Here is a 24,536-nt window from a genome sequence, read left to right as displayed (position 1 = left end):
GCGACGGAACTACTCCTCGCCGGGCGCCTCCTCGTAGGGTTGCACGACCACGAACCCGCTCGACCCCTCGAAGCTCATCTGGTAGGTCTCGTCGCTCGACGTCCCGATGGCGTCGCCGAGGCTCCGGTTCCGCGAGATGCTCGGCGAGAGGTCGCTGCTCCAGGCGACCGTCGCCTGCGGGTCCGTGTTCACGGGCGGTGAGAGGACGAGCGGGTCGCCGTGGGTCGTGATGGCGACCATCCCGGGCCCCGTGAGGAAGACGTTCGTCAGCCCGCCGGCGGCGGCGCCGCCGATGCTCCCGACGGTCTTGATCTCGTAGTCGACGCCGTCCTCCCACGCGAGGACGTCCGGGCCGTTCACGGAGATTGACTCGCCGCTTTCGAGTTGCAGGAGCTGGATGCGTTTGCCCTGGTCGGCGACGTAGAGGTGGCCGTTCCCCTCGACCTCCATCACGGGACTGCCTTCGCCGGTCGCCTTCTGCTTGATGAAGCCGGTGAGGCCACCTTCGGCGTTGGACGTGCCCGTGAACGTGAGGTCGCCGTCGTACGCGACCATCGCACCAGCTTTTGTCATCACCGACCCGTCGACGTCGATGTCCAGTAGCTTGCTGTTCTCGAGTTCGAACGTCTCTGTACTCTCCTCGGGCGCGTTCTCGCTGACGAATCGTTGGACGTCCATGATGGTGTCACGAGCCACGTCACTGCGGCTCACTGGCTCCGTTCGCCCACCGGTATCATAACTCCCGTTGCGGCCATCTGACAGGTTCTTCGTCGAGCGGTGTCGAGCGACGTCCAGCGACGGTCACGGGAACCACCGGGCGGTCGCGCGACCACCGTCACCGGGCGGTGTCGCCACCGGCGTCGTCCAGTTGCGCCTCGACGAACGCTCGCGCCACGGCGGCGTACGCCTGGACGTCCTCCAGGTCGACGCCGTCCTCAGGGTCGCGCTCCCCAGTCCCCCAGAAGTACGGTTTCGCGGGCGCGAGCTCCTCGACGAGCTTGTAGTTGAGTGCGGCCCCGACGAGGAGCGCGACGGGGAACAGCCAGTGCGGGAGGACGATGACGAGCAGGACCGACAGCGGCGCGTACGCGAAGTACGACACGAGCTTCACCGGCGAGGACACCACCGGGAGCGCCTCGACGTAACAGTACACCCCGTACGCGCCGAGGAGCAAGCCGACGTCGAGGTAGAGCCCCACCCAGAGCGCGCTTTCCTCCGCGAACAGGACGTGACTGAGCAGCGCGAGCGCGCCGGCGATGGTCGTCAGGCGGTTGACGTACGTTCGTTCGAGGAGGACGCCGACGACGAGGAGCGAGAGCTGGAGGAGTGGCGCGCCAACCCACTGCGGCAGGTTCTCGGCGACGAATACGGGAAACATCACGCCGTGTCAGGTCGGAACCTCGCCCGCCGACCGCTAAAGCGTTCGTTCGAACTCACCGTTCGATACGCGGCCGGGCACCACACCCGGCCCTCGCAGTCGACACCCCACCACACCCAGCCCTCGCAGTCGGCCCGTCGACGCGCTCGACAACCGACTGGTGCGACGAGCCCGCGGGCGCGAGGAGTTAATTTTATGGATACACATTACTGAATAGTTAGTAGATATGTGTCTGGTTCGACAACCCGGAATCGTCGGTGAGCGACGATGAAGTCGACGACGGTCACCGTCGAGAAGATGGACCTCCTCTTCCTGAAGTGGAACTCCCACATCAACGCGTCCGGGCTCTACCGCGAAGCGATCCGGGACGTGATGCAGGAACACGACGTCACACCGCACGAGCTGCGTGAACTCGTCGAGCGCGCGGAGGACGCCGGCTTCGACCTGGACGACGTCGTCGAGGAGACCGATCGCTTCGACGACCTCGAACGGCTCGTCGAGCAGTCCCAGGAGATCACCTCATAAGTACACGGGCGACCGCGTCCCGGACAGGCCGCTCGTTCCGGAGTAAGCGACGTCTACGGCTCGTTCGGGCGTTCGTGTGAGAACGAATAACAGCACCTTTTATATTGGTCGGGAAACTATCGAAGTTCAACATGAGGCGACGGCGGCTTCTGGGGGCCATCTCCGCGAGCCTGGTCGCGACCAGCGGATGCCTCAGTACCGTGGAGACCCCGTCGTTCCGCGGCAAGGAGACCAGGCCGCCGCTCGCTCGCGAGGACTTCGTCACCGACGACGAGAACGCACAGCGAGACGCCGTGGTGCCGAACATCTCGCTCCTTCCGGTCTCGACTGCCGCCAGTGACCCGGACGGCGAGAACTCTCGCGTCGCACCGACGCCGGGGAACGAGTCGGTCGACGCCGAACCGACAGCGGCCACGACCGGGAACGAGTCGACGAGTGCGCCGCCGGTTCGGGCGACCGAGGACGCCCCGGACCGCGACTTCGGGGAGCAAGGTCTCTACGTCACCGACGACTTCTGGCGGTACCGCACCCACGTTCACCGGTACGCGCTCGACGAGGTGACGACGACGGTGTTCCCGACGGAACCGGCGACCGATACGCCCGTGAAGGTGGTCGTCGCCGCGTCGGTGTATCCACGCGGTGGATTGGTCGATAGCGCGTCGAGCGACCCGGTTCGCCCGGAGTCGTCGGCCGAGCAGGTGACGGTCCCGATGGACCTCTCCGCGGCGCCGGAGGGCGTGCCGTTACAGTACACGGCTGCGGTCGTCCCCGAGAGCGTCGACCGAACTGACGTCGACCAGGGCGACCTGTACGCGTTCATGGAGACCGACCCGTTCGTCGTCACGGACGGCCACATCGAGCGGACGGACCGCCAGGGGCCCCTGGACGCGGCCTCGGGGAGCGCGTTCGAGCGCGAACCCGTCGAGGGCGGGTACGTGCAGACGCTGCGTGGACGGACGAACGGTCGGTCGTGGGCGGTGAGTTACCTGGCCCTGGAGAGTGCGTACGCGGCGGCGTCGCTGCGGTCTCGGGGGCGGGCGCGAGCGGAGTACGTCTCCTTCGAACTCCTGGAGGGGGCGGCGAACGAGATCGCGGAGTTCCTCTACGAGGCCGCGGAGAACAACGGGTTCACGGGCGAGTTCGAGCGCATCCAGTTCGCGTTGAGTTTCGTGCAGCGCCTGCCGTACGTCGAGGATTCGGTGTCGAGCGGATACGACGACTACACGCAGTTCATCATGGAGACGCTCACGATGCTCTCCGGGGACTGCGAGGACACGAGCATCCTGTTCGCGTCCATCCTGGAGTCCGAGCCGTTCAACTACGACGCCGTGCTCCTGGAGCCGCCGGGGCACATGGCAGTCGGTCTGTTGATGCAGAAGGACTTCGACGGGTTCGCGTACATCTACGACGAGCGCAAGTACTACTACGTGGAGACGACGACGGAGGGCTGGGGCATCGGGCAGATCCCCGACCAGTACCGCGAGTCGAAGGCGAGCGTCTACGACGTCTGACCGTCGACGCGGAATCTTCTTCGCGGCGAGTCTCGTGTAGGGAAAGATACAACCTGTGGGGGTGTCTGTCTGCGCGTAATGAATCCGGGTGCTGGGGTGAACGTCGATGAGTGAGACGCGGACGATTCGCGTCGGGGAGACGGTCGACGGGGACGCCGTCGAGCTACCGGTCGTGGAGCTGTTGACCGGTCGTGGGTTCGTCACCGGGAAGTCCGGGAGCGGGAAGTCGAACACGGCGAGCGTCGTCTGCGAGGAACTCCTGGACGCGGGATTCCCGATGCTCATCATCGACTGCGAGGGCGAGTACTACGGGCTGAAGGAGGAGTACGAGCTCTTACACGTCGGGGCGGACGAGGAGTGCGACATCCAGGTCGCGCCCGAGCACGCGGAGAAGGTCGCGGACATGGCGCTGAACGAGAACATCCCCGTCATCCTGGACGTCTCCGGGTACCTCGACGAGGATACCTCGAACGAACTCATCCTGCAGACCGCCAGGCACCTGTTCGCGAAGGAGAAGAAACTGAAGAAGCCGTTCCTGCTCGTCTGCGAGGAGGTCCACGAGTACATCCCGGAGGGCGGCGGGATGGACGAGACGGGGAAGATGCTCATCAAGATCGGGAAGCGCGGCCGCAAGCACGGCCTGGGCATCGTCGGCATCAGTCAGCGGCCCGCGGACGTCAAGAAGGACTTCATCACGCAGGCGAATTGGCTCGTCTGGCATCGGTTGACGTGGGAGAACGACACGAACGTCGTCGGGCGCATCATCGGGAGCGAGTACGCCGACCGCGTGACAGACCTCGACGACGGGCAGGCGTTCATGCAGACTGACTGGGCGGAGGCGGACCTGCGGACCGTGCAGTTCCGCCGGAAGCGGACGTTCGACGCGGGCGCGACGCCGGGGCTCGACGACTTCGAGCGCCCGGAGTTGAAGTCGGTGAGCGACAACCTCGTCGGCGACCTCCAGTCCATCACGGAGGACAAGGAGGAGCACGAGAACCGCATCGCGGAACTCGAGGCGGAGATAGAGAAGAAGGAGAAACGAATCGAGACGCTCGAGGACGAACTCGACGACGCCAGGGACATCTCGCAGGCGGCGACCAAGATGGCGGACGCCATCGCGGGGAACACCGGCATCACGGCGCCGACCGAGGACGACCAGCAGACGCTCGACGAGGTCGAGGGCGACAAGTCCGACCACGAGAAGTCGAACGCGGAGATCGAGCACGAACGCAACGAGTTCCGGAAGCGCGCTCGCGAACTCGAGGAGCGACTCGACGACCTGGCGACGACGAAGGCGGACCTCGAGGACCGCGTGGAGGCGCTCGCGGCCGAGAAGAGCGAGCTCGCCGACGAACGCGACGAGTTGCGCGCGGAACGCGACGAGCTGGCGACGCGCGTGGACGAACTGGAGGCGGAGGTGGAGTCGATGCACGCGGAGCTGGGGGACGAACGCCAGAAGGCCGAACAGCTCGAGTCCGAGACCGACGAGGGCGAGGTCATCTCGAACCAGGCCGACCGCATCGCGTTCCTCGAGATGGCGCTCGAACAGCTCCAGCGCCGGTTGTCGGACGACCAGAGCGGCGTCGGCGGGAGCCTCGAGTCCGTGTCGACGATCGACCTCCTGCACGAGGACCCCATCGAGGAGAAGGTCGAGGCCGCCATCCGCGAGTCGAACTGTCGCCGCGAGCACGCGTGGGACGTCCTCGCCGTGCTCGCCGACCGCGGCCCCATCCGGACGCGGGACGTCGAACCGCTCGTGGACGCGAGCGGCCACCGTATCTCGAGCGCGATCATCGAACTCCGGAAGGTGAACGTCCTCGAACGCGACGAGAAGGGCCGCCACGAGATCAACCGCCGGTACGTCGAGGGGATCCTCGAGACGAAGGCCGAACGCGAAGGGCTCGCCGCGTTGAAGAACCGGTCGCGGCAGTGACCCCTCGACCCGGACCGCGTTCTGCACCACCGGCGGGGCCGCGTCGGCGGACCGCGGGTCTACAGTTCCTCGCGTGATTCGCCGCGCCGGTACCGCTCCTCGAGTCCGTACTCGGTGAGTTGGCCGCTGTCGTCGACGACGATCTCGTAGCGCCCGAGGATGTCCTGCGTGTCCGGGATGGCGCTGCGCTCGACGACCTCGACGAGCGTTCGCCAGGCGTCGCCGCTGCGCTCGATCCGGATGACGCTGTCTATCGGGTGGTCGATGAGTTCCTCTGCGGCCGCCAGCGCCTCGTCCTTCGCGGCGGCGAGCCCGATGGGTTCGGTGTCGCCGTCGGCCGTCGCGTCGGTCTCCGCCGGGGGACTGTCGTCGCTGCCGTCGCCCGGGTTGTTGGTGTCTGGACTCATTGTCTCTTACTCGGCTGAGTCACTGGTAAGTCCCGTGGTTCCCGCGGCGAGTACCGAGAGCACGGTCTCGCGGAGGGCGCGGGCTTCGTCGCGTGTCGCGACCTTCGACCCGAGGACGTCGACGACGACGTCGGCGACGGTGTCGGCGTCGACCGCGTCGACCGTCGACAGGCCTTCCGCGGTCATCACCATCTGGCGCGTGCCGACCGTGAGGTCGACCTCGTCGCGGAGCGCTCGCAGGGTCGAGACGACGTCTGCGACGACCGCTGGGTCGGCGTCGTCGACCGCTTCCCGGACGATGGCGCGCTCGGTGTCGGCGTCGTAGAAGTCCATGTGGATGCCGACGAGCCGGTCGAGCAGTGCGTCCTGTGGCCTGTGGACGCCGGCGTACTCCGCGGAGTTCGAGGTGAGGACCGCCCGGAACTCCGGGTGGACGTCGACGTACCGGGATTCGCCGCGCTGCCCGGGGAGTTCCAGGACACCTTCTTCGAACACCGACAGCAGGACGTTGTTGGCGACGGGTTTCGTCCGCGAGAACTCGTTGTAGACGAGCGTCGCACCGTCCTCGACCGCGGTCGTCAGTGGGTTGTCGACCCAGCGGTCGCGCACCACCTCGGTCTGCTTCTGGACGTTGTGGACGTACTTGTCGTTGACCGTGTGGCGCTCTGACTCGGCGAACTCGCCGACGAGGTCGCTCGTCTCGAGGTCCGCGTCGCCGTTGATGAACACGACTGGTCGGTCGCGTTCGCGCGCGACCGCCATCGCGAGTGCGGTCTTCCCACACCCCGTCGGGCCGACGAGGTGGACGGGACGGTCGGCTTCGAGCCACCGGTCGATGCGCGATTTCAGGGCTCGGACTGCGGACGTCTCGACGAACGCGTCGTCGTCCGGCACGAAGCGGTCGCTGCGTTCGGCGGTGTCGCGGTCTGTCGCCCGGTCGGTCGCGTGTCGTCGACCCGCGGGCGTCGTCGTGGGTTCCTCGCGCGAGGACCGGATCTGCGAGCCGCGGACCTTCCGTTCGCGGCGGTTCCCTCCCGTCATCTATCCGTCCTCGCTGTCGAAGGCGTCCTGGAGACGGTCGCCGTTGTCCGCGATGAATTCCACGAGTTCGTCCTTGGTCGCTGCGTTGAGGTTGCCGTCGTACCCGATGCCGTTGGCGGCTTTCTTCAGTTTCGCGTACTGGACGTCCATGAGGCGTGCCACGAGTTCCTCGCGGTCCAGGTCGCTGGCGTCCTTGCTCTCGCCGTCCGCCGACCCGGCCTCGCTGGCGTCCTTGCTCTCGCCGTCCGCCGACCCGGCCTCGCTGGCGTCCTTGCTCTCGCCGTCCGCCGACCCGGCCTCGCTGGCGTCCTTGCTCTCACCGTTCGCCGACCCGGCCTCGCTGGCGTCCTTGCTCTTGCCGTCCAGCGACCCGGCCTCGCTGGCGGCGTCGACGTCGTCGTCGTTAGCGCCGTCCGCAAGGTCACCCACGTCACCGGCTGCGGTCGTCTCGGCGTCGTCGGTGTCGTCGTCGAAGTCCAGTTCCGTCGCGTCGCTCGACCCAGCCTCGTCCGTGTCGGCACCGTCGTTGCGCGCCCCGCTGCCGGTGGGGGTCGCGCTCGCGGTCCTCGTCGCGCCGGCCTCCGCCGGCGAGCCGGCGCTCGTCGGATCGGAACTGGTCGTCGAACCGTCGCCCCCCGCCGTCCCCGCTGTCCCGTCGGTCGACGTGGTCGCTGGTGGCGTCGTGGCCGCGTCCGGGGTCGTCGCGCGAGCCGATTCGGCCGCTGCGGCCGGCGTCATCGCGGCGGCGTCCGCGCCGATGCGGTCGACGTCGGCCGCGAACGCCGACGCGGCGTCGGCGAACTCGGTGCGCGTCTCGGCGACCGCGGCCTCGAACGCGCTCGCGTCGAGCGTCACCGGGTCCGCGTCCTCGAACGCGGCGGCGTACGACTCGAACGCGTCGACGGCTGCGGCGAACTCCGCGCGGAGCGCGTCGACGTCGTCGTCGAACCCGGCGGTATCGCGCCGGTCGTCGACGTCGTTCTCGAACGCGGTGACGTACTCGGTGACGTCGTCGCTGGCGCGCTCGAACGCGTGGCGCTTCGCGGCGACGTCCTCGAGGAACGTCGCGGCGAACGTCTGGAAGTGGTCGGCCGTCTCCTGGGTCGCTTCGTGCTGTGCGTCGACGCGGTCGTCGAACGACTCGACCTCCGCCCGTCGGTCCTGTACGGCTCGCTGGAACGCCGCCGCGTACGCCTCGAACGATGCGGCGGTCGTCTCGAACTCGGTCTCGATGTCAGTATCGTCTTTCATGCATGTATGTCAAAAACCGCAGTGCGCACGGGACCGCGAGCCGGGTCAGACCTCGGCTTCGGGGGTCGCGCGTGCCGTCAGCTCCGCCTGTTCTATCTTCGCTATCTCCTCCGCGTAGTGCAGGAAGGTGTCGACCGACGCCACCACGACGCGGGCCTCCACCGTCAGGATCTCGATGCCAACCAGGGAGATGCGGGCGAACGCATCGACGACGATGCCCTTGTCGAGAACGCGGTCGAGTACCTCTGCCAGACTTGAAGAGTCGGGTTGTGCCATGTGCTACGAGCGGAGGGGAGGGTTACCGGTACGTAAATGACTCACAGCAGGAACGAACCTCGTCGTTGGTTGAGTTTATATATTTAGAAAATATCGGTGGAAATCGGGCGCAGATGACAGGTAACGGCCAGTAGAGTTTTGTTCATCCGTTATCGGCTATCGCGGGAGGCTGGCACCGGTAGTGACGGTCGACGCGGACGTCGCGCGGGACTCGGTCGATGACCGTTCGCCACGAGATAATTCAACCTGGCGTCGAATCGTACGCATCGCAACCGCGGATTTTCGGTCGCTCACACCCCTCGCCGCGGCCTATGTCCTTATACATCCAGCATCGTAATCTCAGGTATGCAAGGGGCTTGCAGTACCGTCTCGCGTGGGGTGACCGAGGGGTGAGCGAGCACGTGTACGCGTACGGGGTCCTCGAACAACAGGAGCTCTCGCTGACGGTCGACGGCGTCGAAGGGGCGACCGACCTCTACACCATCGACTACAAGGGGCTCTCCGTCGCCGTCACGGACATCGACACCAACGACGTCGAGCGTACCGACGAGAACGTCCAAGCGCACGACGACGTCCTGCAGACCATCCTCGACCACGACGGCGGCCGGACCGTCGTCCCGATGAGCTTCGGGATGGCGTTCAAGAACGCTCGCACGCTCAAGGGCGTCGTCAGGGGTGCTCGCCGCGCGTTCCGGAAGGCGCTGAACGACATCGAGGGCACGGTCGAACTCGGCGTCAAGCTCGTCTCGACCGGTGAGGAGCCCGCGGACCTCGCTGGCATCCGCGAGGCCCTGTCGGCGATGGCGATGAACGAGACCGACGACGACCTGTTCTCGGACCGCTTGCTCCTCAACCGGTCGTACCTCGTCGACCGCGAGGACCGGGACGAGTTCGGCGCCGTCATCGACGACATCGAAGCCGAGTACGGGGACGACGTCGTGGTGAAGTACACGGGGCCGTTCGCGCCGTACAGCTTCGTGGACATCCAGATCGGGGCGGAAGGGCGCTGATGTTCGTTCTGGACGACCTGCTCGTACGGCCGCTGTTCTCGCTCGTCGGGTTGCTCCAGGCGATGGCGCTCAACGAGCTGTTCGACCGGAGCGAGCTCCGCGACCAACTCAAGGAGAACCAGCTCCTGTACGAGCTCGGCGAGCGCTCGGAGGCGGAGTACGAGGAACGGAAGGAAGAGATCGAGGCCCAGCTGGAGCTGGCCGAGGAGGTCCAGTCCCAGCTCAGTGGCCGCGTCGAGGTGAAAGGATGACTGAGAGGGATTCATACGACAGCGACGACGGATTGGCCGACAGACTCCGACGACTACTGGAAGCGCTCGACGAGCTCGACGATGGGGGCGAACGCTGGAGCGTGGATGGCGAGGGCAGCGGCGTGAACGTCGACGTCGACGTGGAGTTCGGTACGCTCGAGGACGCGCTCGACCGACCGAGTGGGTGGTCGCGAGCGAGCCGTCGTCCCCGGCGCGGTCGACCGGAACGAAGCGAGCGGGACCGGCCGACGGTCGACTACACCGTCGCGGTGCGCGGGCGGGCTGACGGTGCGACGGTCACGGTCGACCTCGGCGGAACGTCGGCCCCGGTGCCGACAGCGGCGGTCGCGAACGGCGAGCTCCGTCTGGGTCGCGACGGCGAGACCGTCGAGCGCGTCCCGCTCCCGTTCGAGGGCGGGCGCGTCGCGGACCGATCGGAGAACAACGGCGTCATGGTCGTGACCGTCGACGGTGACGGCCGCGACGACGACAGCGGGGGTGACGGGACGTGAGCGACCAGCGCGAGCGTCGTCTGAAGCGTCGACGGGCAGTCGAGCAGGCGCGCCGGAACCGCGACGATGCGCGGGCGAAGCTCCTCGTCCAGCACCGGAAGCTCGCCGCTTCGCGCGCGCAGAACCGACGGCGGACCGCCGACGCGGACGAGGACTGCGAGGACGGCCCGCACTCGACGGTGCCGTCGACCGACACGGAGGACGAGGCCGCGACGGGGCCACGGCACTCCACGGTCCCGCGACGCGTTCGCGGGGGCGAGGACGACCCGCCGACTCGCCTGTACGGCCAGCGGTTACGTCGTGCAGCGAAGCGAGCGGCCGAGGACGAGGACGCGGAGGGAACGCGATGAGCGGCCCGAAACCGACGCGCGACCAGGGAGACCTCGCGGAGATGCTCGAGACCCTCCTCGACAAGGGCGTCGTCATCAACGCCGACATCGCGGTGTCGGTCGGGGACACGGAATTGCTCGGCGTGAAGCTCCGCGCGGCCGTCGCCAGCTTCGAGACCGCCGCCGAGTACGGCCTCGAGTTCCCGGGCGGGACCGACATGGATCGCGTGGCGCGCGCGGCCGATGTCGACCGGATTCCGGCGGACGACGAGAACGTCAGCGAGGTCCTCCTGGAGGACAGCGACGCACTCTCGAGCCGGACGACGAGCGACGCGGTCGAGACGGGTGACTCGGTGCCGACGGACGACCGAGAGCAGTCGACGGGACGGACGGAGCGCGACGACCAGCAATGAGCGAACGCATCGAGATCGGTGGCGACGAGGACCCCGAGGCGGCGGAACTCCGGTCCGGACTGGTGACGCTCGTGTTGTCGCTCGTCGAGATCGTCGACGAGGCGCTCGAGCGCGAGGCGGTCCGCCGGATGGAGTCGGGCGAGCTCGACCCCGAAGAGATAGAGCGGCTCGGCAAGCACCTGGCGACGCTCGACGAGGAGATAACGGCGCTCCAACGACGGGAGAACGTCGAGGACGCCGTCGCGGAACTCCGCGGGCAACTCGACGGCGTGGTCGACGACGCGCTCACCGGGCTCGAGCAGGAACCTGGCGCGACGACCACGCTCGACGCGGACGTCGACGCCACCGGTGACGGTGGAGGTGAGCCCGTGGATGAGTGAGCCGACTGCTGAGAGCGACCACGCGGAGAGCCAGTACGTGTACTGTCTGGTGACGGCCGAGTCCGACGCGACCCTGGACGTCGAGGGCGTCGAGGGAGCGACGGTGTCGGTGGTCTCGACCGACGGCGTGGGCGCGGTCACGTCGCCGGCGCCGGCGGCGGTCGAGACGGACTCGGAGCTGGCGGTCAAGCGCCTTCTGGTCGCCCACCAGCGCGTCGTCGACGCGGCGATGGACGCCTACGGTGCACCCCTTCCCGTGCAGGCGACGACCGCCATCGAGGGCGACGGCGCGGCGGTCCGCGAGTGGCTCGCCGCTCGCGCCGACGACGTCCGCGCGGGACTCGACGACCTGGCCGGGCACCGCGAGTACCACGTCACGGTGGAGTGGGCCGACGAGGCCGCGGCGGCCGCGGCGCACGAGGCCGACGACGAACTCGACGCGCTCGAGGCGACCGTCGAGGCGGCGAGCCCTGGCGAGGCGTACCTCCGCGAGAAGCAGTACGAGTCCGCGCTCGCGGACGCCGTCGCCGACCGAGAGGCGACGCTGGCTGCCGAGACCCGAGAGTACGTCGCCAGCGTGGCCCGGTCGGTCGTCGACCGCGCGACCACGGACGGCGTCTCGTTCGCGGCCGGAGACGCGGACGCGGTGACGCGCCTCGCCGCGCTCACCGCGCTGGAGGACGAGGACGCGCTGGGCGAGGCGCTCGATGGGGTCGCCGACCGCGAGGGCGTGACGGTGAAGTTCACCGGGCCGTGGGCGCCGTACTCGTTCGCACCGGAACTCGACGACGGAGGTGCGGACGCGTGAAGCCGACGAAGGACGCCACGGCCGTCGTCGACCTGGTGGACGTCCTGCTCGCCGACGGCGCCGTCCTCGCAGCGGACGTCGTCATCACCGTCGCCGACGTCCCGCTGGTCGGCGTGCAGGCGCGCGTCCTCCTCGCGGGCATGACTCGCCTCTCCGAGGAAGGCATCTTCGAAGCCTGGGACGAAGAGATCCGGAACCGCGCCGACCGGTCGACCGGCGCCGCGGACGACTAGATCTGGTCGAGCAGGTCCGCTTTCTTCCGCTCGAACTCCTCGTCGGTGAGGACGTCCTGGTCGTGCAGTTCCTTCAGCCGCTCGAGCTGGTCGAGCGGGTCGGGACCGTCCGCCGAGCCATTGCTTTCGGACCCATCGCCGTCGGGACCACCGCTCCCGGACCCATCGCCGTCGGCGCTTCCGCTGCCCGAACCGTCGGCCTCGACGGTCCCAGCGTCGCTCTCGTCGGCGTCGACGGCGCCTGCGCCCCCAATCGTCCCAGCGTCGCTGCGGTCGCCCGCGTCGGCCGTCGCGTCCGTCCCAGTGGATGTGTCGCTCCGGGGGGTCGCGGTACCGGGAGCGCCAGTTCGTGCGGGGTCGCCCTCGGTGGCGCGATCGACCGCAGCGGTCAGGAGTTCGACGGTGGCCGCGAGGTCCCGTTCCTCGTAGGACGCGTCCACCCAGAGGTGGTAGCGGGAATCGATCGTGTCGACGACCACGCGGTGCTTCATGAACCCAGTGTGGTACGCGGCGCCGGTCACGTCCGCGAGCGGAACCGCACGCTCCCAGTCCCCGTCCTGCTTGCCGACGAGCAAGAGGAGGCGCTCGTCGGTCACGACGAACACCGAGCGCGCGCCGCCGTCGGGCGTGACCGTGTCGCGCTTCGAGCCGATGCCGACGCCCTTCATGTCGTTGAAGAGGGTCGCATGGGGTTGCTCGCCGTCCTCGAGCCGCGTTATCGGGGGGTCACCGTACAGGAAGAACTCGCCGGTGTACTCGTCGCCGCCGACGAGCAGGCGCGTCGTGACCGTCTCCGTGCGTGCGCTCGCGACGAGACGCTCGGCACGGTCCGTACTGTCGCCCATCGGTCACCCCTCGGAGTTCCCGAACTCGAGCGCACTCACCGCGTCGAGGTTCGGGAGCCGCGCCAGGCTCGCCTGGCTGCGGAGCGCGATGAACCCGAACACGACCTTCGCGATGACGTCCGCGTACGTGATGAGCAGTATCTCCACTTCGCGACTGATGAGGCCGACACCGGTCGGCGCGAGCACCCACAGTATCGGGTAGAACGTCCAGATGATGATGGTGAGGTTCCGGAGCTTCCGGAAGAGCCCGACGACCGGCGACGGCCGCGTCGCGACCGAGTCCGTCAACCCGATCGTGAGCCCGTAGATGAGTGGGAGGTAGGCGACGCTCCCGACGCCGAAGAACGCCCACGTCGCCAGGCCGTCCGACAGCGCCGCGGCCAGCCCTGACGCCATCACCAGGACGTCGAGGCCGACGAGCGTCGCGATGTACCGGCGAGTGAGTCCGGCGAGCAACCCCAGGTAGACGACGATGAGTGGCGTCGCGAGCAACCATTGCGCGTACCGCGCGAGCTCGACGGGCACGCCGTCGACCGTGATGCGGCCGACGCCGACCGCCATGAGTGCGTACATCACCGCGGCGATGCCCGCGATACCCACCAGGAGTGCGTGATACGTTCGGTTCCGTGCGTCGTTCAGGAACGCTCGCGAGAACGCGAGCGTCCCGATCGTCATCCCTGCCAACCCGACGAGGTAGTATATCGTGATTACGTCCATGTGTCAGTTCCGCGTGACCGGTTCCTGATTCGGAGCGTCGAACGTCGCTTCCGACGCCTCCCCTGTGCCCCCCACAACCCCTGTAGCCTGCTCGACGCCAGGGTCGTCGCCGTCGATCTCCATCAGCGAGTCGACCTGGTCGGCGACCTCCTGGACGGACTGCGCCTGGTCGTCTGTCGCCTGCCCGATGTTCTTGACGTTCTCGTCGACGTCGTCCGCCAGCGACGCCACGTCGTCGAGCGCAGCCACCGTCCGTTCGACGGCCTCCGACGCCCTGTCGACGCGCTGCTGGGTCTCGCGGACGTCCACGCCCGTGTCCTCGATCTGTTCCCGGAGCGACGTCAGCCGTCCCTCGACCTCCTCCGCGGCGGCCTTGGTCTCCTCGGCGAGCTCGCGGATCTCCTCCGCGACGACGCTGTAGCCCTCGCCCGAGTCGCCGCCACGGGACGATTCGATGCGGGCGTTCACCGCGAGGATGTTCGTCTTCTGAGCGACCTGTCCGATGAGCTGGAGGATGTCGTTGATGTCCTCCATCTCGTCCTCGAGTGCTTCGATGCGGCGCACGACCGCGTCCGTCTCGGACTCGACCTCGTCCATCTCCGCGATCGCCTCGCGGGCGGCCGACCGCCCGTCTTGGCCGACGGTCGCGGCGCGCTCGGAGGTCGCCCCGAGCTCTTGAGTCGACGCCGCGACCTCCTCGGCGTTCGCCGAGAGCTGCTCCATCTGCGTCGAGATGTTCTCGGTCGCATCCTCGAGGGTGGCCGCTGTGAGGTTGATCGCCTCACCGATGTCGCTGAGCGCGTCGATCTCCGAGTCCGTGTTCGCGCGCCGCGAGAGGTCGCCGCTCGTGACCCCCGCCAGCACCTCCCGATAGTGTTCGGCGGTGTGCTCGATCGCCTCGTTGCGCGCCTCGATCTCGCGGCGGTTGGCTTCGATGGTGTCGATGCGGTCCTGGAGCGAGTCGCGCATGCTCGCGAGCGCGTTCGCGAGCGTTCCGAACTCGTCGGACCGCGTCGTCGACAGGTCGACGTCCATGTCCCCGTTCTCGATTCGTCGTGCCTTCTGTGCGAGAAGTTCCAGTGTGATCGCCGTGTTGCTCCCGACGGTCACCGCGACCAGGACCAGACTGATCGCCGCCGTCAGGATGAGGCCGAGGAAGCTCGACGTGACCGCCGACCGCACGGCCGGGTCGTCGATGGTCGCGATGACGCGCACGTACGAGAGCACGCCGAACGCGGCGATCGCGAGCCCCGCCCCCGAGAGAGCCAACACCAGCCGCTGCGAGAATCTGAGCCCGCCCCCACTTGGCGTCGGATTGCTTGTTCCCATGATTCGTTACCCGGACGTTAGAGTGAGACTATTCAAATGCACCGACCAGCGAACACCGGTTCACCGGATAGCAAACGTAATTAATCTAATTTATATCGGATGGTAGACTTCGCCATTCCGAAATCATAAACGAGCACCACCCTGAGTGGCGCTCGTGACGGACGGAGACCGCGTGGAGTGCCTCGCGTTCGAGACGCCCGCTGGCCGGTTCGCGGTCGAGACCGGGTGGGTCCGCGAGCTCGTCGAGCTGGGCGAGGTGACGCCGGTCCCGGGGACGCCGCCGACCGTCGCCGGCGTGACGAGCCTACGCGGGTCTATCGTCGTCGTCCTCTCCGGGGCCGCGTTGCTGGGCGTCGACGAGGAGCGCCTCCTCGTGTTCGAACGCGAGGACGACCGGCGCCCCGTCGGGTTGACGGTCGGCGCCGTCGCGGCCGTGGAGACGATCGAGACGACCGCGATCACGACGCCGGCGGCGTTCGACGGCGAGGGACCGAACGCGGACGTGCCGGTGAAGGCGGTACTCCTGCCGTTCGGGCGGGATGGGACGAGCGAGCCGACGTTCGTCCTCGACGTGGCGGCACTCGGCGAAGCGGTGCCTGCGGCCCGCGGCGGGCTCGAGGCGTGAGGGCGGTGCGGAGACAGACGACGACTCAACACGAACCATGGTTGCCGGCATCCTCATCGTAGACGACTCGGGGTACATGCGGAACAGACTGAAATCGGCGTTCGGCGACGACGTGCGTATCGTCGGGGAGGCCGAGAACGGCGCGGAGGCCGTCCAGTTGTACAAGCAACACGAGGGCGCGGTGGACGTGGTCCTCATGGACATCGTGATGCGGAAGGCCAACGGCGTGAAGGCGACCGCGGCGATCAAACAGATCGACCCGGAGGCGAGGATACTCATGGTGACGAGCGTCGGCCAGCAGGAGAAGATGAAGCTCGCGGCGAAGGCCGGCGCGGACGGGTACGTGACCAAGCCCTTCGAGGACGCGGAGATACGCGAGGCCGTCGATGCCGTGGTGCCGTGATGTGCGTCGACAGGGACTCGCAGTGGGTCGGAGGTGCGTCGTGATGTCGGCCGCCGATCGACTGCGACGGGGCGGAGGTGCGTCGTGATGTCGGCCGCCGATCGACCGCGACGGGGCGGAGGTGTACCGTGACGGGGTCGGATGGCGATTTCGTCTACGAGGCGTCCGGCCAGATCGAGCGCTTGAGCGACGGCTTCGTCGCGCTGGAGCGTGACGGGTTCGACCGCGGGACGCTCGACGACCTGTTCCGGGTCGCGCACACGCTGAAGGGGAACTGTGCGGCGGCGGGGTTCGAAGCGCCGGCGACGACGGCGCACGCGCTCGAGGACCTCCTCGACGAGGTTCGCCGGACGCCGGACGCGTTCGCCGACGTGCACGTCGACACGGCACTGGAGGCGTTGGACGTGCTCGAGCGCCAGTTGATGGAGATCCAGTCGACGGGCGCCGTGGAGACGGACGCGAGCGAGGTGGTGGCGTCGGTCGAGGAGTTCGTTCCGGACGCGAGCACCGAGGCGACCGACGGTGCCGACGGGACCGTCGACGTCGACAGCATCGAGCTGCCGTCGGTGGACGACGGCGAGGATATCAGTGCCGAGGAGGCCCTGGAGAACGCGGCGGTGTTCGACGACCTGGAGTCCCTCGAGGCGGGCGTCGACACCGACGATTTCGACGACGTCGAGGGTGTCGGGCTCTTCGACACCGACGACGCGGCCGTCGAGTCGGTCGAGACCGGCGCCGATGCGGGTGGGGTGACGTCCTCGACGCGCCGGAACTCGGACGTCGTCCCCGGCGAGGACTCGTACGCGGAGGTGCTCTCGGACACGACGCGGGCCGCCCCCGACGACCTGCAGTCGGAACTCGAGGACGTCACGTTCGGCGAGTTCGACGACGACGACGACCTCTCCATCGGCGAGCTCGTCGACCTCGCGGAGGACGAACCAGGCGGTGAGCGGCGAGCCACCGGCCGCGATAGCGGTCGTGCGGGCGGAGCGGCGGACGCCGAGCCGGGCGGGGAGCGTCGGGGGACGTCCGGCACCGACCCGGTGGACGCCGACGGCGACCTGGCCGACGACGTCGTCGAAGCCGATGCGTCGAACGCGGCCGACGTGTTCTCGTTCAACGACGCGCCGACCACCGACGTCGACGACGCGCCGACCACCGACGTCGACGACGCGGCGACTACGGACGCGGAAGAGATGACGACCGACGACGTCGTGCTGGACGACGAGCGCCTGGTGGACGAGGGGACTGCTTTCGAGTTCGGCCCGACGGAAAGCGAGTCCTCGGCGTCGGACGAGGAGGCGCCGCTCGAGCGCGTCGGGGAGTCCGACGCTGGCCAGTCGGAACGGGCGGACGAGGTGGTCGACGCCGACGCGATGGCGGCCGCGGGCTCCGAGGCCGCGACCGCCGACTCCAGCGTGGCGGCGGGCGCGGAGGCAGACGCGGCCACGGACGACGTCGCCGACGACGACGGTACGGCGTCGCCGTCGAGCCCCGCCGTCGGCGAGATCGTCGAGCGCATCGAGCGACTCGACGAGACCGCTGCGGCAGCCGACGACGCGACAGCCACGAACGCGACCGACGACCGAGAGGCGACACCGACGCGAGGCGAGCGCTTCGGGGGCTCGAACCCGGAGAGCGACGCCGCCGACCTCGGACTCGACGACGAGTTGGGGGCGGCGTTCGACGCGGCCGCGACCGTCGAGGAGCCGGACGTGACGCCGTCGGACGTGCCGGACGTCGAAGCCATCCTGGCGGAGACCGAGTTCGATGACGTCGAGGAGGTGGAGTTCGCGACCGCGGAGTTCTACGACCGCGTCGGGTTCGAGACCGACAGTTCGACGGGCGCGTTCGTCTCCGCGTTCGACGAGGCGTTCACCGACGACGCCCTCGGCGTGGACGTCGACCAGGTGCGGGTCGACGCCGACGCCGCCACCACCATCGACCCGGACCTCCTCGACCGCGCGACGCCAGCGCCCGACAGCGGCACGTCGTCGCTGGACGCGGTCCGAGAGGTCACGCTCGACGTCGACGAGGCCGACGAACTCCTCGAGCTGACCGAGGAACTCGTCGTCGACACCCAGCGCCTCGCCGGCGCGCTCCCGGAGCTCCCGCCGGACGCCGCCGACGCGCTGGCGTCGCTCCGCGACGTGAGCGCGCGCATCGAGGACCAGGTCTCGAACGTGCGGCTCGTTCCGCTCGACGACGCGTTCTCCGGGCTCTCCCGGACGAGCCGGCGCGTCGCCCGCAGCCAGGACAAGGAGGTGACGTTCCTGACCGAGAACGGCGACGTCGAGGTCGACCGACAGGTCGTCGACGAGCTCGCGGACCCGCTCGTCCACCTCGTCCGGAACGCCGTCGATCACGGCATCGAACCGCCGGACGAACGCGTCGAGAAGGGCAAAGAGTCCGAGGGGACGGTACTCGTGCGCGCCGAGCGCGACGGCGACACCGTCACCGTCGCCGTCGAGGACGACGGTCGTGGCGTCGCCCCCGACGACCTGCGTGCGGCCGCAGTCGAAGCCGGTCTGTACACCGAGGCGGAGGCGGCCGCGCTCGACCGGGACGACGCACTGGCACTCATGTTCGACGCCGGGCTCTCGACGACCACGGAGGTAACGGAGGTCAGCGGCCGCGGCGTCGGCCTGGACGTCGTCTCGGACGTCGCAACGCGCCTCGAGGGCACCCTCGACGTCACCAGCGAACCGGACGTCGGGACGACCGTCGAACTGACGCTCCCGGTGTCCGTCGCCCTCTCGGAGGTACTCACGGTCTCCGTCGGCCCGCGACGCTTCGGGCTGCCGGCGACCGAGATCCGTCGCGTCGAGGAGTTCGCACCCGAGCGCGTCGACGGCGAGACGTACCGCCTGCTCACGGGCGAAGACACCCAGGAACGCGTCCCGATCGTCGACCTGGCGGACGAACTCGACGTCGACCCGGCAGCGGCGTCCACGCCCGCCTACACCGACGTCGTCGTGCTGACCGACGGCCCGAACCCGCGAGCGCTCCGGTGCCAGGACGTCCGTGACTGGGAGTCCGTCGTCGTCCAGTCGTTCGACGGCGTCCTCCGCGACCACGAGCGGGCTCGCGGCGCCGCGCTCGCCGGCGACGGGACGCCCGTCGTCGTCCTCGAACCCGCCGCACTCGGAGGTAACCGATGACCGACCCCACGTACGACCACGGCACGCTCGACATGGACGTCGAGATCGACATCGAGACGCTCGGAACGTTCTACGAGATGGCGCGGGAAGGCGCCGGCGTCTCCGCCGACCGCCTCACGCGCATGACCGGCATCGCCACGCGCGTCGGCGTCACGCGACTGAACTTCATGCGCGGCCGAGACCTCCGAGCGACGCTCGCGGAGGGCGGTCAGCAGGCGGGTATCGTCGTCGGGCTCACCGGCGGCTTCGAGGGCGACTCGCTGCTCGTGTACGACGCCGAGAGCGCGCAACTGCTCGTGAACGAACTCCTCGAAGGCGTGCCCGTCGAGGGCGTCGACGACATCGCCGAGAGCGCGCTCCTGGAGGTGAGCCAGGTGATGACGAGTGGATTCGTCGATGGCTGGGCGGAAGTGCTCGACATCCCCATCGACCTGCAGACACCCGAGTACGTCTCGGGAAGTACCGCCGAACCGTTCGTCGACGCCGTCCGCACCGTTCCTCGTGACGACGAACTCGCGCTCCTGTTCCAGAACCGCATCGAGACCCTCGACGACGACATCGCGTTCGACCACTACTTCTTCCCGTCGGGCACCGCCACCGAACAGTTGTTCGGGGAGCGAACCGCAGACGGTCTGCCGCTCCGGAAACTCATCGGGTTCAATCACATGGCCGAGCGCGGCGCCGACGAGGTCGCCCAGAACCTGACGACGATGACCGGCATCGAGATGGACGTCCGCATCCGTCGCGTCAACTTCCGGTCGCTCGACACCATCCCCGAGGAGGTCCCGAACGAACGACTGATCAGCGTCGCGTTCAAGTTCGACGGCACGCCCAGCGGCTACCTCGTGTTCGTCTACGACGCCGCGGCCGCCCGTCGACTCGTCGAGGCGACGCTCCCGGACGCCGACCCCGACGGCATCTCCGACATGGGGCGGGACGCCATCTCCGAGTTCAGCAACGTCATGGCGAGCGGGTTCCTCGACGGCTGGGCGAACGTCCTCGGCACCACCATCGACCACACGACTCCGCACTACGTCGAGGACCTCGGCGCGGCGGTCGTCGACCCGCTCGTGACGTCGCTCAGCCGCGAGCAGGAGTTCGCGTTCGTCTACGACACCCGCATCGAGGCCGTCGCGGACGCGTTCGACGTCTCCGTCTACGTCGTCCCGACCGAACGGTCGCTGTACGAGGCGCTGGAATCCCTCGACCCGGGCCGGGTCTTCGAGGCGCCGACGACTGCGACCTACGACTACCACGACGTCGACCCGGACCCGGAAGCCGTCACCGACCCCGAGGAGGTCGACCGATGAAGACGTTCGACAACGACGACGTCTCCGTCGTGGAGGACGTCGTCCAGGTCGGGTTCTCGGAGTACGTCACCGCCAGCCGCGGCCAGACCCTGCTCGCGTACGGCCTCGGGTCGTGCGTCGGTATCGTCGTTCGGGACGCGGACGCCGGCGTCGCCGGGATGGCCGTCGCAGTCCTCCCGGAAGCCGACGCCGGCGCGGACAGCATCGGTGCGAAGTACGCCGACACCGCCGCGACCGAGCTCGTCGAGGCGGTCGTCGACCAGGGTGCGCGCTACCAGCACCTGGAAGCGGTCGTCGTCGGTGGCGCCACCATCGTCGAGTTCGACGACCTCGGCACCGACGTCGGGGAGGCGAACGTCGCCGCCGCGCGCTCCCAGCTCGACAACCTCGGCGTTGGCGTCGCCGCCGAGGACGTCGGTGGCGACCAAGGTCGCGTCGTCCGAGTCGACAGCGCTACCGGAGCCGTGTCCGTGACGCGCGCCGACGGCACCAGGCGCGACCGCTGACCGGGCTCAGACTCGGTCGAGGCGACGACCGGGCGCCGCCGGACCGGCCTCGTGCTCGTGGCGGCCACCACGACGGCGTCGAGGGAACGCACGCCGTCCGGTTCGGCGACCGTGACCGAGTCCCCAGGGGAGGTCTCTCTCGAGTCGTTCACCGTCCCGCTCGAGTGGTGAGTGGGTCTGGCACCCCGGCGAGCGTCACGCGCCGCCGCTGACGCTGTGCAGCCCGACGATGCCGCAGACGATGAGTGCGATGAAGCCCACTCTGGCGAGCGAGGCGGGTTCGTCGAAGAGGACGACGCCGAGCGTCGCGGTGCCGACGGCGCCGATGCCGGTCCAGACGGCGTACGCGGTCCCGATGGGGAGGTTCTGGACTGCGCGAGCGAGGAGGACCATGCTGACGACGAGCGCGACCGCTGTCGCCGCGGTCGGGACGGGTTTCGTGAGGCCGTCGGAGTACTGGAGGCCGATTGCCCACGCGATCTCGAACAGACCGGCGACGACGAGGAACGTCCAGGACACGCTAGTGGGTTCGCGACCGACGGCTTCAGTCCTGCGACGTCGCTGCCCGGGCCGAGATCGCTCTGCGTCGCCCGTTACGGTTATACCGTTCGCGTCGTTCGTTCCGGTCGAATGAGACGACGTGCGTTGCTCGGGGTGCTCGCGGTCGGGGGGACCGCGGGTTGCCTGCGGCTGGAAGGGGGCGATGGAACCACGGCGAGGACAGGCACCGCCGGCACGGCCGAGGACGCGGTGGAGACGGCGACCGCGACGGCGACCGAGGCCGACCCGGAGACGACGACCGAGCGCGGGGACCCGACGTACCCGTTCGGGTTGAGCGACGACGGCGTCGAATCGTACCTGTACTCGACGTGCCAGACCGCCGTCTCGGAACTGTCCTATCGCGCGGAGTACACGAAGGTCGACGTCGAGAGCGGGACGCAGAACTGGCATCGGGAGTACGAGGCATCGGACGGCGCGGCGCTCGGGCACTGGAACCGGAAGGACGGTGGTCCCGTCGACGCGTACCATCCCGCGGACGGCGACATGCTGTGGCGCGAGGAGGTCGATGGCGGCTACACGTTCGGCCTGAGCAGGCGGCCGACGTTCCAGGAGATATTCTGGAGCGAGGAGTTCCAGCCGCTCCTCCGAGGGCTGGCGTGGAGCGCGCCCGAACGCGTGAACGACGACCGGCCGGCGGTCTGGGAGGTGACGGCCGATTCGGTCGCCGAGACGGTGCGGTCGCCGGGGCACAGCGAGGGCGAGTTGAAGAGCGTCGAGGGCGCGCAACTCCACGTGGACGAGAACGGCGTCATCAGGCGCCTGCAGACCGTGTACGTGTCCTCGGACCAGCGCGGGAACGTCCGGCGGAAGCGATTCCGGTTCGTGCTCTCGGACGTCGGAGCGGTGTCGCTCGACGCGCCGTCGTGGGTGGACACCGCCCGGGAGCGACGACCGCAGTTCTCCGCGCGGCTGACCGACGACCGCAAGTACGTGCGATTGACGCTCGAATCGGGGTCGATGGCGCCGGGCTCGCGAATCTCGGTGTTCCAGCTCCCCGAGCGCCAGCGGAAGTACGTCGCGCGCACCGACCGCGAAGTATCGGCCGGCGACGTGCTCTACATCCACGCCCAGACCGACTCGGGGAAGTTCAACGACGCCGGCATCGGATACGGGCAGCGCTCGGCGGTCGGGACGCCGCCGACGCTCGACGAAGCGTACCACGTCGTCGCGTTCCGCCGGGACACGAAGTACGACCCTGGCGTGGACGTCGCACCGCCGGGCTGACGCGGTCTCGCACTCGGGTCAGTACTCGTACTCGACGACGGTGGTGCCGTTCGCGGTCTCGACGTAGACGACGTCGCCGTCGTTGTTCCAGATCGGACTGCTGGCGCCCCAGTACAGCGAGTCGTCGGTCGCGTCGCCGCTCCCCGTGAACACCGTCAGTCGTTCCCCGGGCCGTAGTTCGATACCGTCCGGGACGGTGTACGCGTGGTTGGCGTCGTCGCGGACGACGTATCCGGAGAGGTCGAGGGTGCTGTTCCCGCGGTTCTCGAGGACCACGTACTCGTCGTTGAGGTTGTCGCCGTCCGGGCCGTCCGCGTCCGCGTGCACGGACGCCACCGCGAGGCCGCTGTCGCCGACGGCGCCACCGTCGGCGTTGCCGACTGCTCCCTCACCACCGGCGCCGTCCGTGTACCCCCAGAGGCCCGCGTTCTGGGATCGCGCGCTCGCTTCGAGGCTCGCGAACCGGTCGCGTTCCGCGAACGCGCTGTCGTACATCCGGGCGTAGCCTTGCTCCAGGAGTTCGGCGTTCACGTTCTCGCCGTCGACGTAGACGTAGACGAGGAGCCGGCCGTAGGAGCCCCTGCGGTCGGCTTCGGGGTCGGTCGCGATGCGGACCTCGGCGTCGGCGACGCGCTGGATCATCCACTCGCTGGCTTTCTGCCCCCAGTCGCGGAGCCATTGTCGGCCGTCTTCGGTCTCGGGGATGCCCTCGAACTCGTCGGGCGACACGCCCGTGTGGACCTCGGGGGTGTCGACTCCGAGCAGCCGGACGTTCTCGACGCGGCCGTCCGGGAACTCGACCTTGAGGGTGTCGCCGTCGACGACCTCGACGACCTCGACCGTCCAGTCGGTCGCGGTCCCGACCCCTCCGCCGTTGGCGTCGTTCGCATCGATGCCAGCGGAGAGACAGCCACCGAGAACGACGAGGACGACGAGTGCGATGACGATGCCGGACCGCTGCTGCATGCTCGTATCGTGGTCCCGTCGCGGGATGAGTGTACCGCCGGCGTGGACGACACGCATCCGTCCGCCGACACGGGCGTCGTTCATCCGTTCGTCGACGCGGGCGTCGTGCGTCCGACGTCACGGGAAGTACGGCGGACGGAGTGGTGTCGTCGTGCCGCGAGTCGTGGCGTTTCCGGCCGCCTCCTGTGGGTTTTCTCCGGACGTTGCGGGGTGGTGCGTTCGGTTGGCGGCGTCGAACCGCGGACCGACCGGTGTCCGTGGCCTCCTGGCGTGGAACAGCGGACTCGGTGGGGGTCGAACCGGGACGGGGCGTGCCCGTCGTGGACGTGTGGCAGCGTGTGGAACTGCGGACGGGGTGGGGGTGAGTGCGGAGAACGGGGACGTGCGGGACCGGGGAAGCTTCCTTGTCGCTGCACGTCCTCGATACGGTCGTGCCAACGTGTAGCGAGGAAGAGTGCGAGCGCCCTGCGGCGTTCGAGCTCCACGTCCCGTGGGCCGAGAACCGCGTCGTCTGCGCGCCGCACGCTCGCGTCCTCGCTCGACGGGACGGCGTCGTCGCGGACGCCCTCCCCGATGCGACCGACGAGCTCCCCTGAGAGCGCCGCCGTCCAGTCAGTGCAGTCGCTCGAGC

29 protein-coding genes are annotated in these 24,536 nt (G+C 68.7%); 18 read left to right on the top strand and 11 right to left on the bottom strand.

Annotation, left to right across the window (positions count from 1 at the left end):
* Positions 1-9: 9 nt before the first annotated feature.
* A complete protein-coding gene (locus LI336_RS09765; protein ID WP_227132939.1) occupies positions 10-678 on the bottom strand; it encodes an AIM24 family protein in 669 nt (222 codons plus the stop codon).
* A 157-nt stretch (positions 679-835) separates the two neighbouring features.
* On the bottom strand, positions 836-1,378 hold the full coding sequence (locus LI336_RS09760) for a hypothetical protein (protein ID WP_227132938.1): 543 nt from the start codon (positions 1,376-1,378) through the stop codon (positions 836-838).
* A 267-nt stretch (positions 1,379-1,645) separates the two neighbouring features.
* Between LI336_RS09760 and LI336_RS09755 the strand changes: the two genes are divergently transcribed.
* From LI336_RS09755 to LI336_RS09745, 3 genes are all read left to right on the top strand, one after another.
* On the top strand, positions 1,646-1,903 hold the full coding sequence (locus LI336_RS09755) for a hypothetical protein (RefSeq protein ID WP_227132937.1): 258 nt from the start codon (positions 1,646-1,648) through the stop codon (positions 1,901-1,903).
* A 131-nt stretch (positions 1,904-2,034) separates the two neighbouring features.
* Positions 2,035-3,414, top strand: coding sequence for a hypothetical protein (locus LI336_RS09750; protein ID WP_227132936.1), 1,380 nt, complete (start codon positions 2,035-2,037; stop codon positions 3,412-3,414).
* A gap of 106 nt (positions 3,415-3,520) precedes the next feature.
* On the top strand, positions 3,521-5,347 hold the full coding sequence (locus LI336_RS09745) for a helicase HerA domain-containing protein (RefSeq protein WP_227132935.1): 1,827 nt from the start codon (positions 3,521-3,523) through the stop codon (positions 5,345-5,347).
* A gap of 59 nt (positions 5,348-5,406) precedes the next feature.
* Here LI336_RS09745 and gvpO read toward each other — a convergent pair whose 3' ends face one another.
* From gvpO to gvpA, 4 genes are read right to left on the bottom strand one after another with little or no spacing between them, the layout of a single operon-like run.
* The gene (gene gvpO / locus LI336_RS09740; protein WP_227132934.1) at positions 5,407-5,754 is read right to left on the bottom strand and encodes a gas vesicle protein GvpO; all 348 of its coding nucleotides are present in this window, start codon (positions 5,752-5,754) and stop codon (positions 5,407-5,409) included.
* Positions 5,755-5,760: 6 nt separating this feature from the next.
* On the bottom strand, positions 5,761-6,795 hold the full coding sequence (gene gvpN, locus LI336_RS09735) for a gas vesicle protein GvpN (RefSeq protein ID WP_227132933.1): 1,035 nt from the start codon (positions 6,793-6,795) through the stop codon (positions 5,761-5,763).
* Positions 6,796-8,046: a hypothetical protein gene (locus LI336_RS09730; protein ID WP_227132932.1), complete on the bottom strand. Its 1,251-nt coding sequence runs from the start codon at positions 8,044-8,046 to the stop codon at positions 6,796-6,798.
* Positions 8,047-8,091: 45 nt separating this feature from the next.
* Positions 8,092-8,322, bottom strand: a complete 231-nt coding sequence (gene gvpA / locus LI336_RS09725) for a gas vesicle protein GvpA (protein WP_227132931.1) — start codon at positions 8,320-8,322, stop codon at positions 8,092-8,094.
* A 389-nt stretch (positions 8,323-8,711) separates the two neighbouring features.
* Here gvpA and LI336_RS09720 point away from each other — a divergent pair, with 389 nt between their 5' ends.
* The 8 genes from LI336_RS09720 to gvpJ (LI336_RS09685) are packed head-to-tail and all read left to right on the top strand — an operon-like array spanning position 8,712 to position 12,258.
* On the top strand, positions 8,712-9,332 hold the full coding sequence (locus LI336_RS09720; protein ID WP_227132930.1) for a GvpL/GvpF family gas vesicle protein: 621 nt from the start codon (positions 8,712-8,714) through the stop codon (positions 9,330-9,332).
* Positions 9,332-9,583: a gas vesicle protein GvpF gene (gvpF, locus tag LI336_RS09715; RefSeq protein WP_227132929.1), complete on the top strand. Its 252-nt coding sequence runs from the start codon at positions 9,332-9,334 to the stop codon at positions 9,581-9,583. Before LI336_RS09720 ends, gvpF begins: the two co-directional genes overlap by 1 nt.
* Positions 9,580-10,095: a gas vesicle protein GvpH gene (locus tag LI336_RS09710; RefSeq protein ID WP_227132928.1), complete on the top strand. Its 516-nt coding sequence runs from the start codon at positions 9,580-9,582 to the stop codon at positions 10,093-10,095. Before gvpF ends, LI336_RS09710 begins: the two co-directional genes overlap by 4 nt.
* Positions 10,092-10,445: a hypothetical protein gene (locus LI336_RS09705; protein ID WP_227132927.1), complete on the top strand. Its 354-nt coding sequence runs from the start codon at positions 10,092-10,094 to the stop codon at positions 10,443-10,445. The genes LI336_RS09710 and LI336_RS09705 overlap by 4 nt, the downstream gene beginning before the upstream one ends.
* Positions 10,442-10,837, top strand: coding sequence for a gas vesicle protein GvpJ (gvpJ, locus tag LI336_RS09700; RefSeq protein WP_227132926.1), 396 nt, complete (start codon positions 10,442-10,444; stop codon positions 10,835-10,837). Before LI336_RS09705 ends, gvpJ (LI336_RS09700) begins: the two co-directional genes overlap by 4 nt.
* Positions 10,834-11,217, top strand: coding sequence for a gas vesicle protein K (locus LI336_RS09695; protein WP_227132925.1), 384 nt, complete (start codon positions 10,834-10,836; stop codon positions 11,215-11,217). Before gvpJ (LI336_RS09700) ends, LI336_RS09695 begins: the two co-directional genes overlap by 4 nt.
* On the top strand, positions 11,210-12,025 hold the full coding sequence (gene gvpL, locus LI336_RS09690) for a gas vesicle protein GvpL (RefSeq protein ID WP_227132924.1): 816 nt from the start codon (positions 11,210-11,212) through the stop codon (positions 12,023-12,025). The genes LI336_RS09695 and gvpL overlap by 8 nt, the downstream gene beginning before the upstream one ends.
* Complete coding sequence (gene gvpJ, locus LI336_RS09685; RefSeq protein ID WP_227132923.1) at positions 12,022-12,258, top strand: gas vesicle protein GvpJ; 237 nt, start codon at positions 12,022-12,024, stop codon at positions 12,256-12,258. Before gvpL ends, gvpJ (LI336_RS09685) begins: the two co-directional genes overlap by 4 nt.
* Here the strand turns inward: gvpJ (LI336_RS09685) and LI336_RS09680 are convergent.
* Genes LI336_RS09680 through LI336_RS09670 form a run of 3 tightly spaced genes read right to left on the bottom strand, consistent with a single transcriptional unit; the run spans position 12,255 to position 15,149 of the window.
* Positions 12,255-13,103, bottom strand: coding sequence for an SHOCT domain-containing protein (locus LI336_RS09680; RefSeq protein ID WP_227132922.1), 849 nt, complete (start codon positions 13,101-13,103; stop codon positions 12,255-12,257). The genes gvpJ (LI336_RS09685) and LI336_RS09680 overlap by 4 nt on opposite strands.
* Positions 13,104-13,106: 3 nt before the next feature.
* Positions 13,107-13,820, bottom strand: a complete 714-nt coding sequence (locus LI336_RS09675; RefSeq protein ID WP_227132921.1) for a bacteriorhodopsin — start codon at positions 13,818-13,820, stop codon at positions 13,107-13,109.
* Between the two features lie 3 nt (positions 13,821-13,823).
* Positions 13,824-15,149 (bottom strand): methyl-accepting chemotaxis protein, encoded by a 1,326-nt coding sequence (locus LI336_RS09670; RefSeq protein WP_227132920.1) that lies wholly within the window; start codon positions 15,147-15,149, stop codon positions 13,824-13,826.
* A 154-nt stretch (positions 15,150-15,303) separates the two neighbouring features.
* On the opposite strand from LI336_RS09670, the gene LI336_RS09665 reads away from it, so the two are divergent.
* The 5 genes from LI336_RS09665 to LI336_RS09645 all read left to right on the top strand — a co-directional run bounded on the left by LI336_RS09665 (position 15,304) and on the right by LI336_RS09645 (position 21,154).
* Positions 15,304-15,774, top strand: coding sequence for a chemotaxis protein CheW (locus LI336_RS09665; protein WP_227132919.1), 471 nt, complete (start codon positions 15,304-15,306; stop codon positions 15,772-15,774).
* A gap of 37 nt (positions 15,775-15,811) precedes the next feature.
* Complete coding sequence (locus LI336_RS09660; RefSeq protein WP_227132918.1) at positions 15,812-16,177, top strand: response regulator; 366 nt, start codon at positions 15,812-15,814, stop codon at positions 16,175-16,177.
* A gap of 128 nt (positions 16,178-16,305) precedes the next feature.
* Positions 16,306-19,338 carry a chemotaxis protein CheA gene (locus LI336_RS20390; RefSeq protein ID WP_227132917.1) on the top strand — a complete coding sequence of 1,011 codons (3,033 nt, stop codon included), beginning with the start codon at positions 16,306-16,308 and terminating at the stop codon, positions 19,336-19,338.
* A complete protein-coding gene (locus LI336_RS09650) occupies positions 19,335-20,648 on the top strand; it encodes a chemotaxis protein CheC (RefSeq protein ID WP_227132916.1) in 1,314 nt (437 codons plus the stop codon). The genes LI336_RS20390 and LI336_RS09650 overlap by 4 nt, the downstream gene beginning before the upstream one ends.
* Positions 20,645-21,154, top strand: a complete 510-nt coding sequence (locus LI336_RS09645; protein WP_227132915.1) for a chemotaxis protein CheD — start codon at positions 20,645-20,647, stop codon at positions 21,152-21,154. Before LI336_RS09650 ends, LI336_RS09645 begins: the two co-directional genes overlap by 4 nt.
* A 195-nt stretch (positions 21,155-21,349) precedes the next feature.
* On the opposite strand, the gene sugE is transcribed toward LI336_RS09645, so the two are convergent.
* Positions 21,350-21,673, bottom strand: coding sequence for a quaternary ammonium compound efflux SMR transporter SugE (gene sugE, locus LI336_RS09640; protein WP_227132914.1), 324 nt, complete (start codon positions 21,671-21,673; stop codon positions 21,350-21,352).
* Between the two features lie 111 nt (positions 21,674-21,784).
* Here sugE and LI336_RS09635 point away from each other — a divergent pair, with 111 nt between their 5' ends.
* Positions 21,785-22,939, top strand: a complete 1,155-nt coding sequence (locus LI336_RS09635) for a hypothetical protein (protein ID WP_227132913.1) — start codon at positions 21,785-21,787, stop codon at positions 22,937-22,939.
* Between the two features lie 18 nt (positions 22,940-22,957).
* Here the strand turns inward: LI336_RS09635 and LI336_RS09630 are convergent, their stop codons facing one another.
* Positions 22,958-23,905, bottom strand: coding sequence for a thermonuclease family protein (locus LI336_RS09630; protein WP_227132912.1), 948 nt, complete (start codon positions 23,903-23,905; stop codon positions 22,958-22,960).
* Between the two features lie 431 nt (positions 23,906-24,336).
* Here LI336_RS09630 and LI336_RS09625 point away from each other — a divergent pair, with 431 nt between their 5' ends.
* Positions 24,337-24,501, top strand: coding sequence for a DUF8014 family protein (locus tag LI336_RS09625; protein WP_227132911.1), 165 nt, complete (start codon positions 24,337-24,339; stop codon positions 24,499-24,501).
* Positions 24,502-24,536 lie beyond the last annotated feature (35 nt).

Source organism: Halorubellus salinus, from assembly GCF_020567525.1.
Lineage (GTDB): Archaea > Halobacteriota > Halobacteria > Halobacteriales > Natrialbaceae > Halorubellus > Halorubellus salinus.
The sequence above is the reverse complement of the archived record's forward strand: the minus strand, read 5'-3'. Positions and strand labels throughout refer to the sequence as shown.

Bases quoted from the DNA above. Each gene is read 5' to 3' on its own strand.
- LI336_RS09680 (WP_227132922.1), bottom strand. From the start codon at position 13,103: ATGGGCGACAGTACGGACCGTGCCGAGCGTCTCGTCGCGAGCGCACGC.
- LI336_RS09755 (WP_227132937.1), top strand. From the start codon at position 1,646: ATGAAGTCGACGACGGTCACCGTCGAGAAGATGGACCTCCTCTTCCTG.
- gvpL (WP_227132924.1), top strand. From the start codon at position 11,210: ATGAGTGAGCCGACTGCTGAGAGCGACCACGCGGAGAGCCAGTACGTG.
- gvpA (WP_227132931.1), bottom strand. From the start codon at position 8,322: ATGGCACAACCCGACTCTTCAAGTCTGGCAGAGGTACTCGACCGCGTT.
- LI336_RS09750 (WP_227132936.1), top strand. From the start codon at position 2,035: ATGAGGCGACGGCGGCTTCTGGGGGCCATCTCCGCGAGCCTGGTCGCG.
- LI336_RS09660 (WP_227132918.1), top strand. From the start codon at position 15,812: ATGGTTGCCGGCATCCTCATCGTAGACGACTCGGGGTACATGCGGAAC.
- LI336_RS09670 (WP_227132920.1), bottom strand. From the start codon at position 15,149: ATGGGAACAAGCAATCCGACGCCAAGTGGGGGCGGGCTCAGATTCTCG.
- gvpF (WP_227132929.1), top strand. From the start codon at position 9,332: ATGTTCGTTCTGGACGACCTGCTCGTACGGCCGCTGTTCTCGCTCGTC.
- gvpJ (WP_227132926.1), top strand. From the start codon at position 10,442: ATGAGCGGCCCGAAACCGACGCGCGACCAGGGAGACCTCGCGGAGATG.
- LI336_RS09635 (WP_227132913.1), top strand. From the start codon at position 21,785: ATGAGACGACGTGCGTTGCTCGGGGTGCTCGCGGTCGGGGGGACCGCG.
- LI336_RS09675 (WP_227132921.1), bottom strand. From the start codon at position 13,820: ATGGACGTAATCACGATATACTACCTCGTCGGGTTGGCAGGGATGACG.
- LI336_RS09745 (WP_227132935.1), top strand. From the start codon at position 3,521: ATGAGTGAGACGCGGACGATTCGCGTCGGGGAGACGGTCGACGGGGAC.
- LI336_RS09710 (WP_227132928.1), top strand. From the start codon at position 9,580: ATGACTGAGAGGGATTCATACGACAGCGACGACGGATTGGCCGACAGA.
- LI336_RS09645 (WP_227132915.1), top strand. From the start codon at position 20,645: ATGAAGACGTTCGACAACGACGACGTCTCCGTCGTGGAGGACGTCGTC.
- gvpN (WP_227132933.1), bottom strand. From the start codon at position 6,795: ATGACGGGAGGGAACCGCCGCGAACGGAAGGTCCGCGGCTCGCAGATC.
- LI336_RS09730 (WP_227132932.1), bottom strand. From the start codon at position 8,046: ATGAAAGACGATACTGACATCGAGACCGAGTTCGAGACGACCGCCGCA.
- LI336_RS09630 (WP_227132912.1), bottom strand. From the start codon at position 23,905: ATGCAGCAGCGGTCCGGCATCGTCATCGCACTCGTCGTCCTCGTCGTT.
- LI336_RS09765 (WP_227132939.1), bottom strand. From the start codon at position 678: ATGGACGTCCAACGATTCGTCAGCGAGAACGCGCCCGAGGAGAGTACA.
- LI336_RS09650 (WP_227132916.1), top strand. From the start codon at position 19,335: ATGACCGACCCCACGTACGACCACGGCACGCTCGACATGGACGTCGAG.
- LI336_RS09695 (WP_227132925.1), top strand. From the start codon at position 10,834: ATGAGCGAACGCATCGAGATCGGTGGCGACGAGGACCCCGAGGCGGCG.
- gvpO (WP_227132934.1), bottom strand. From the start codon at position 5,754: ATGAGTCCAGACACCAACAACCCGGGCGACGGCAGCGACGACAGTCCC.
- LI336_RS09760 (WP_227132938.1), bottom strand. From the start codon at position 1,378: ATGTTTCCCGTATTCGTCGCCGAGAACCTGCCGCAGTGGGTTGGCGCG.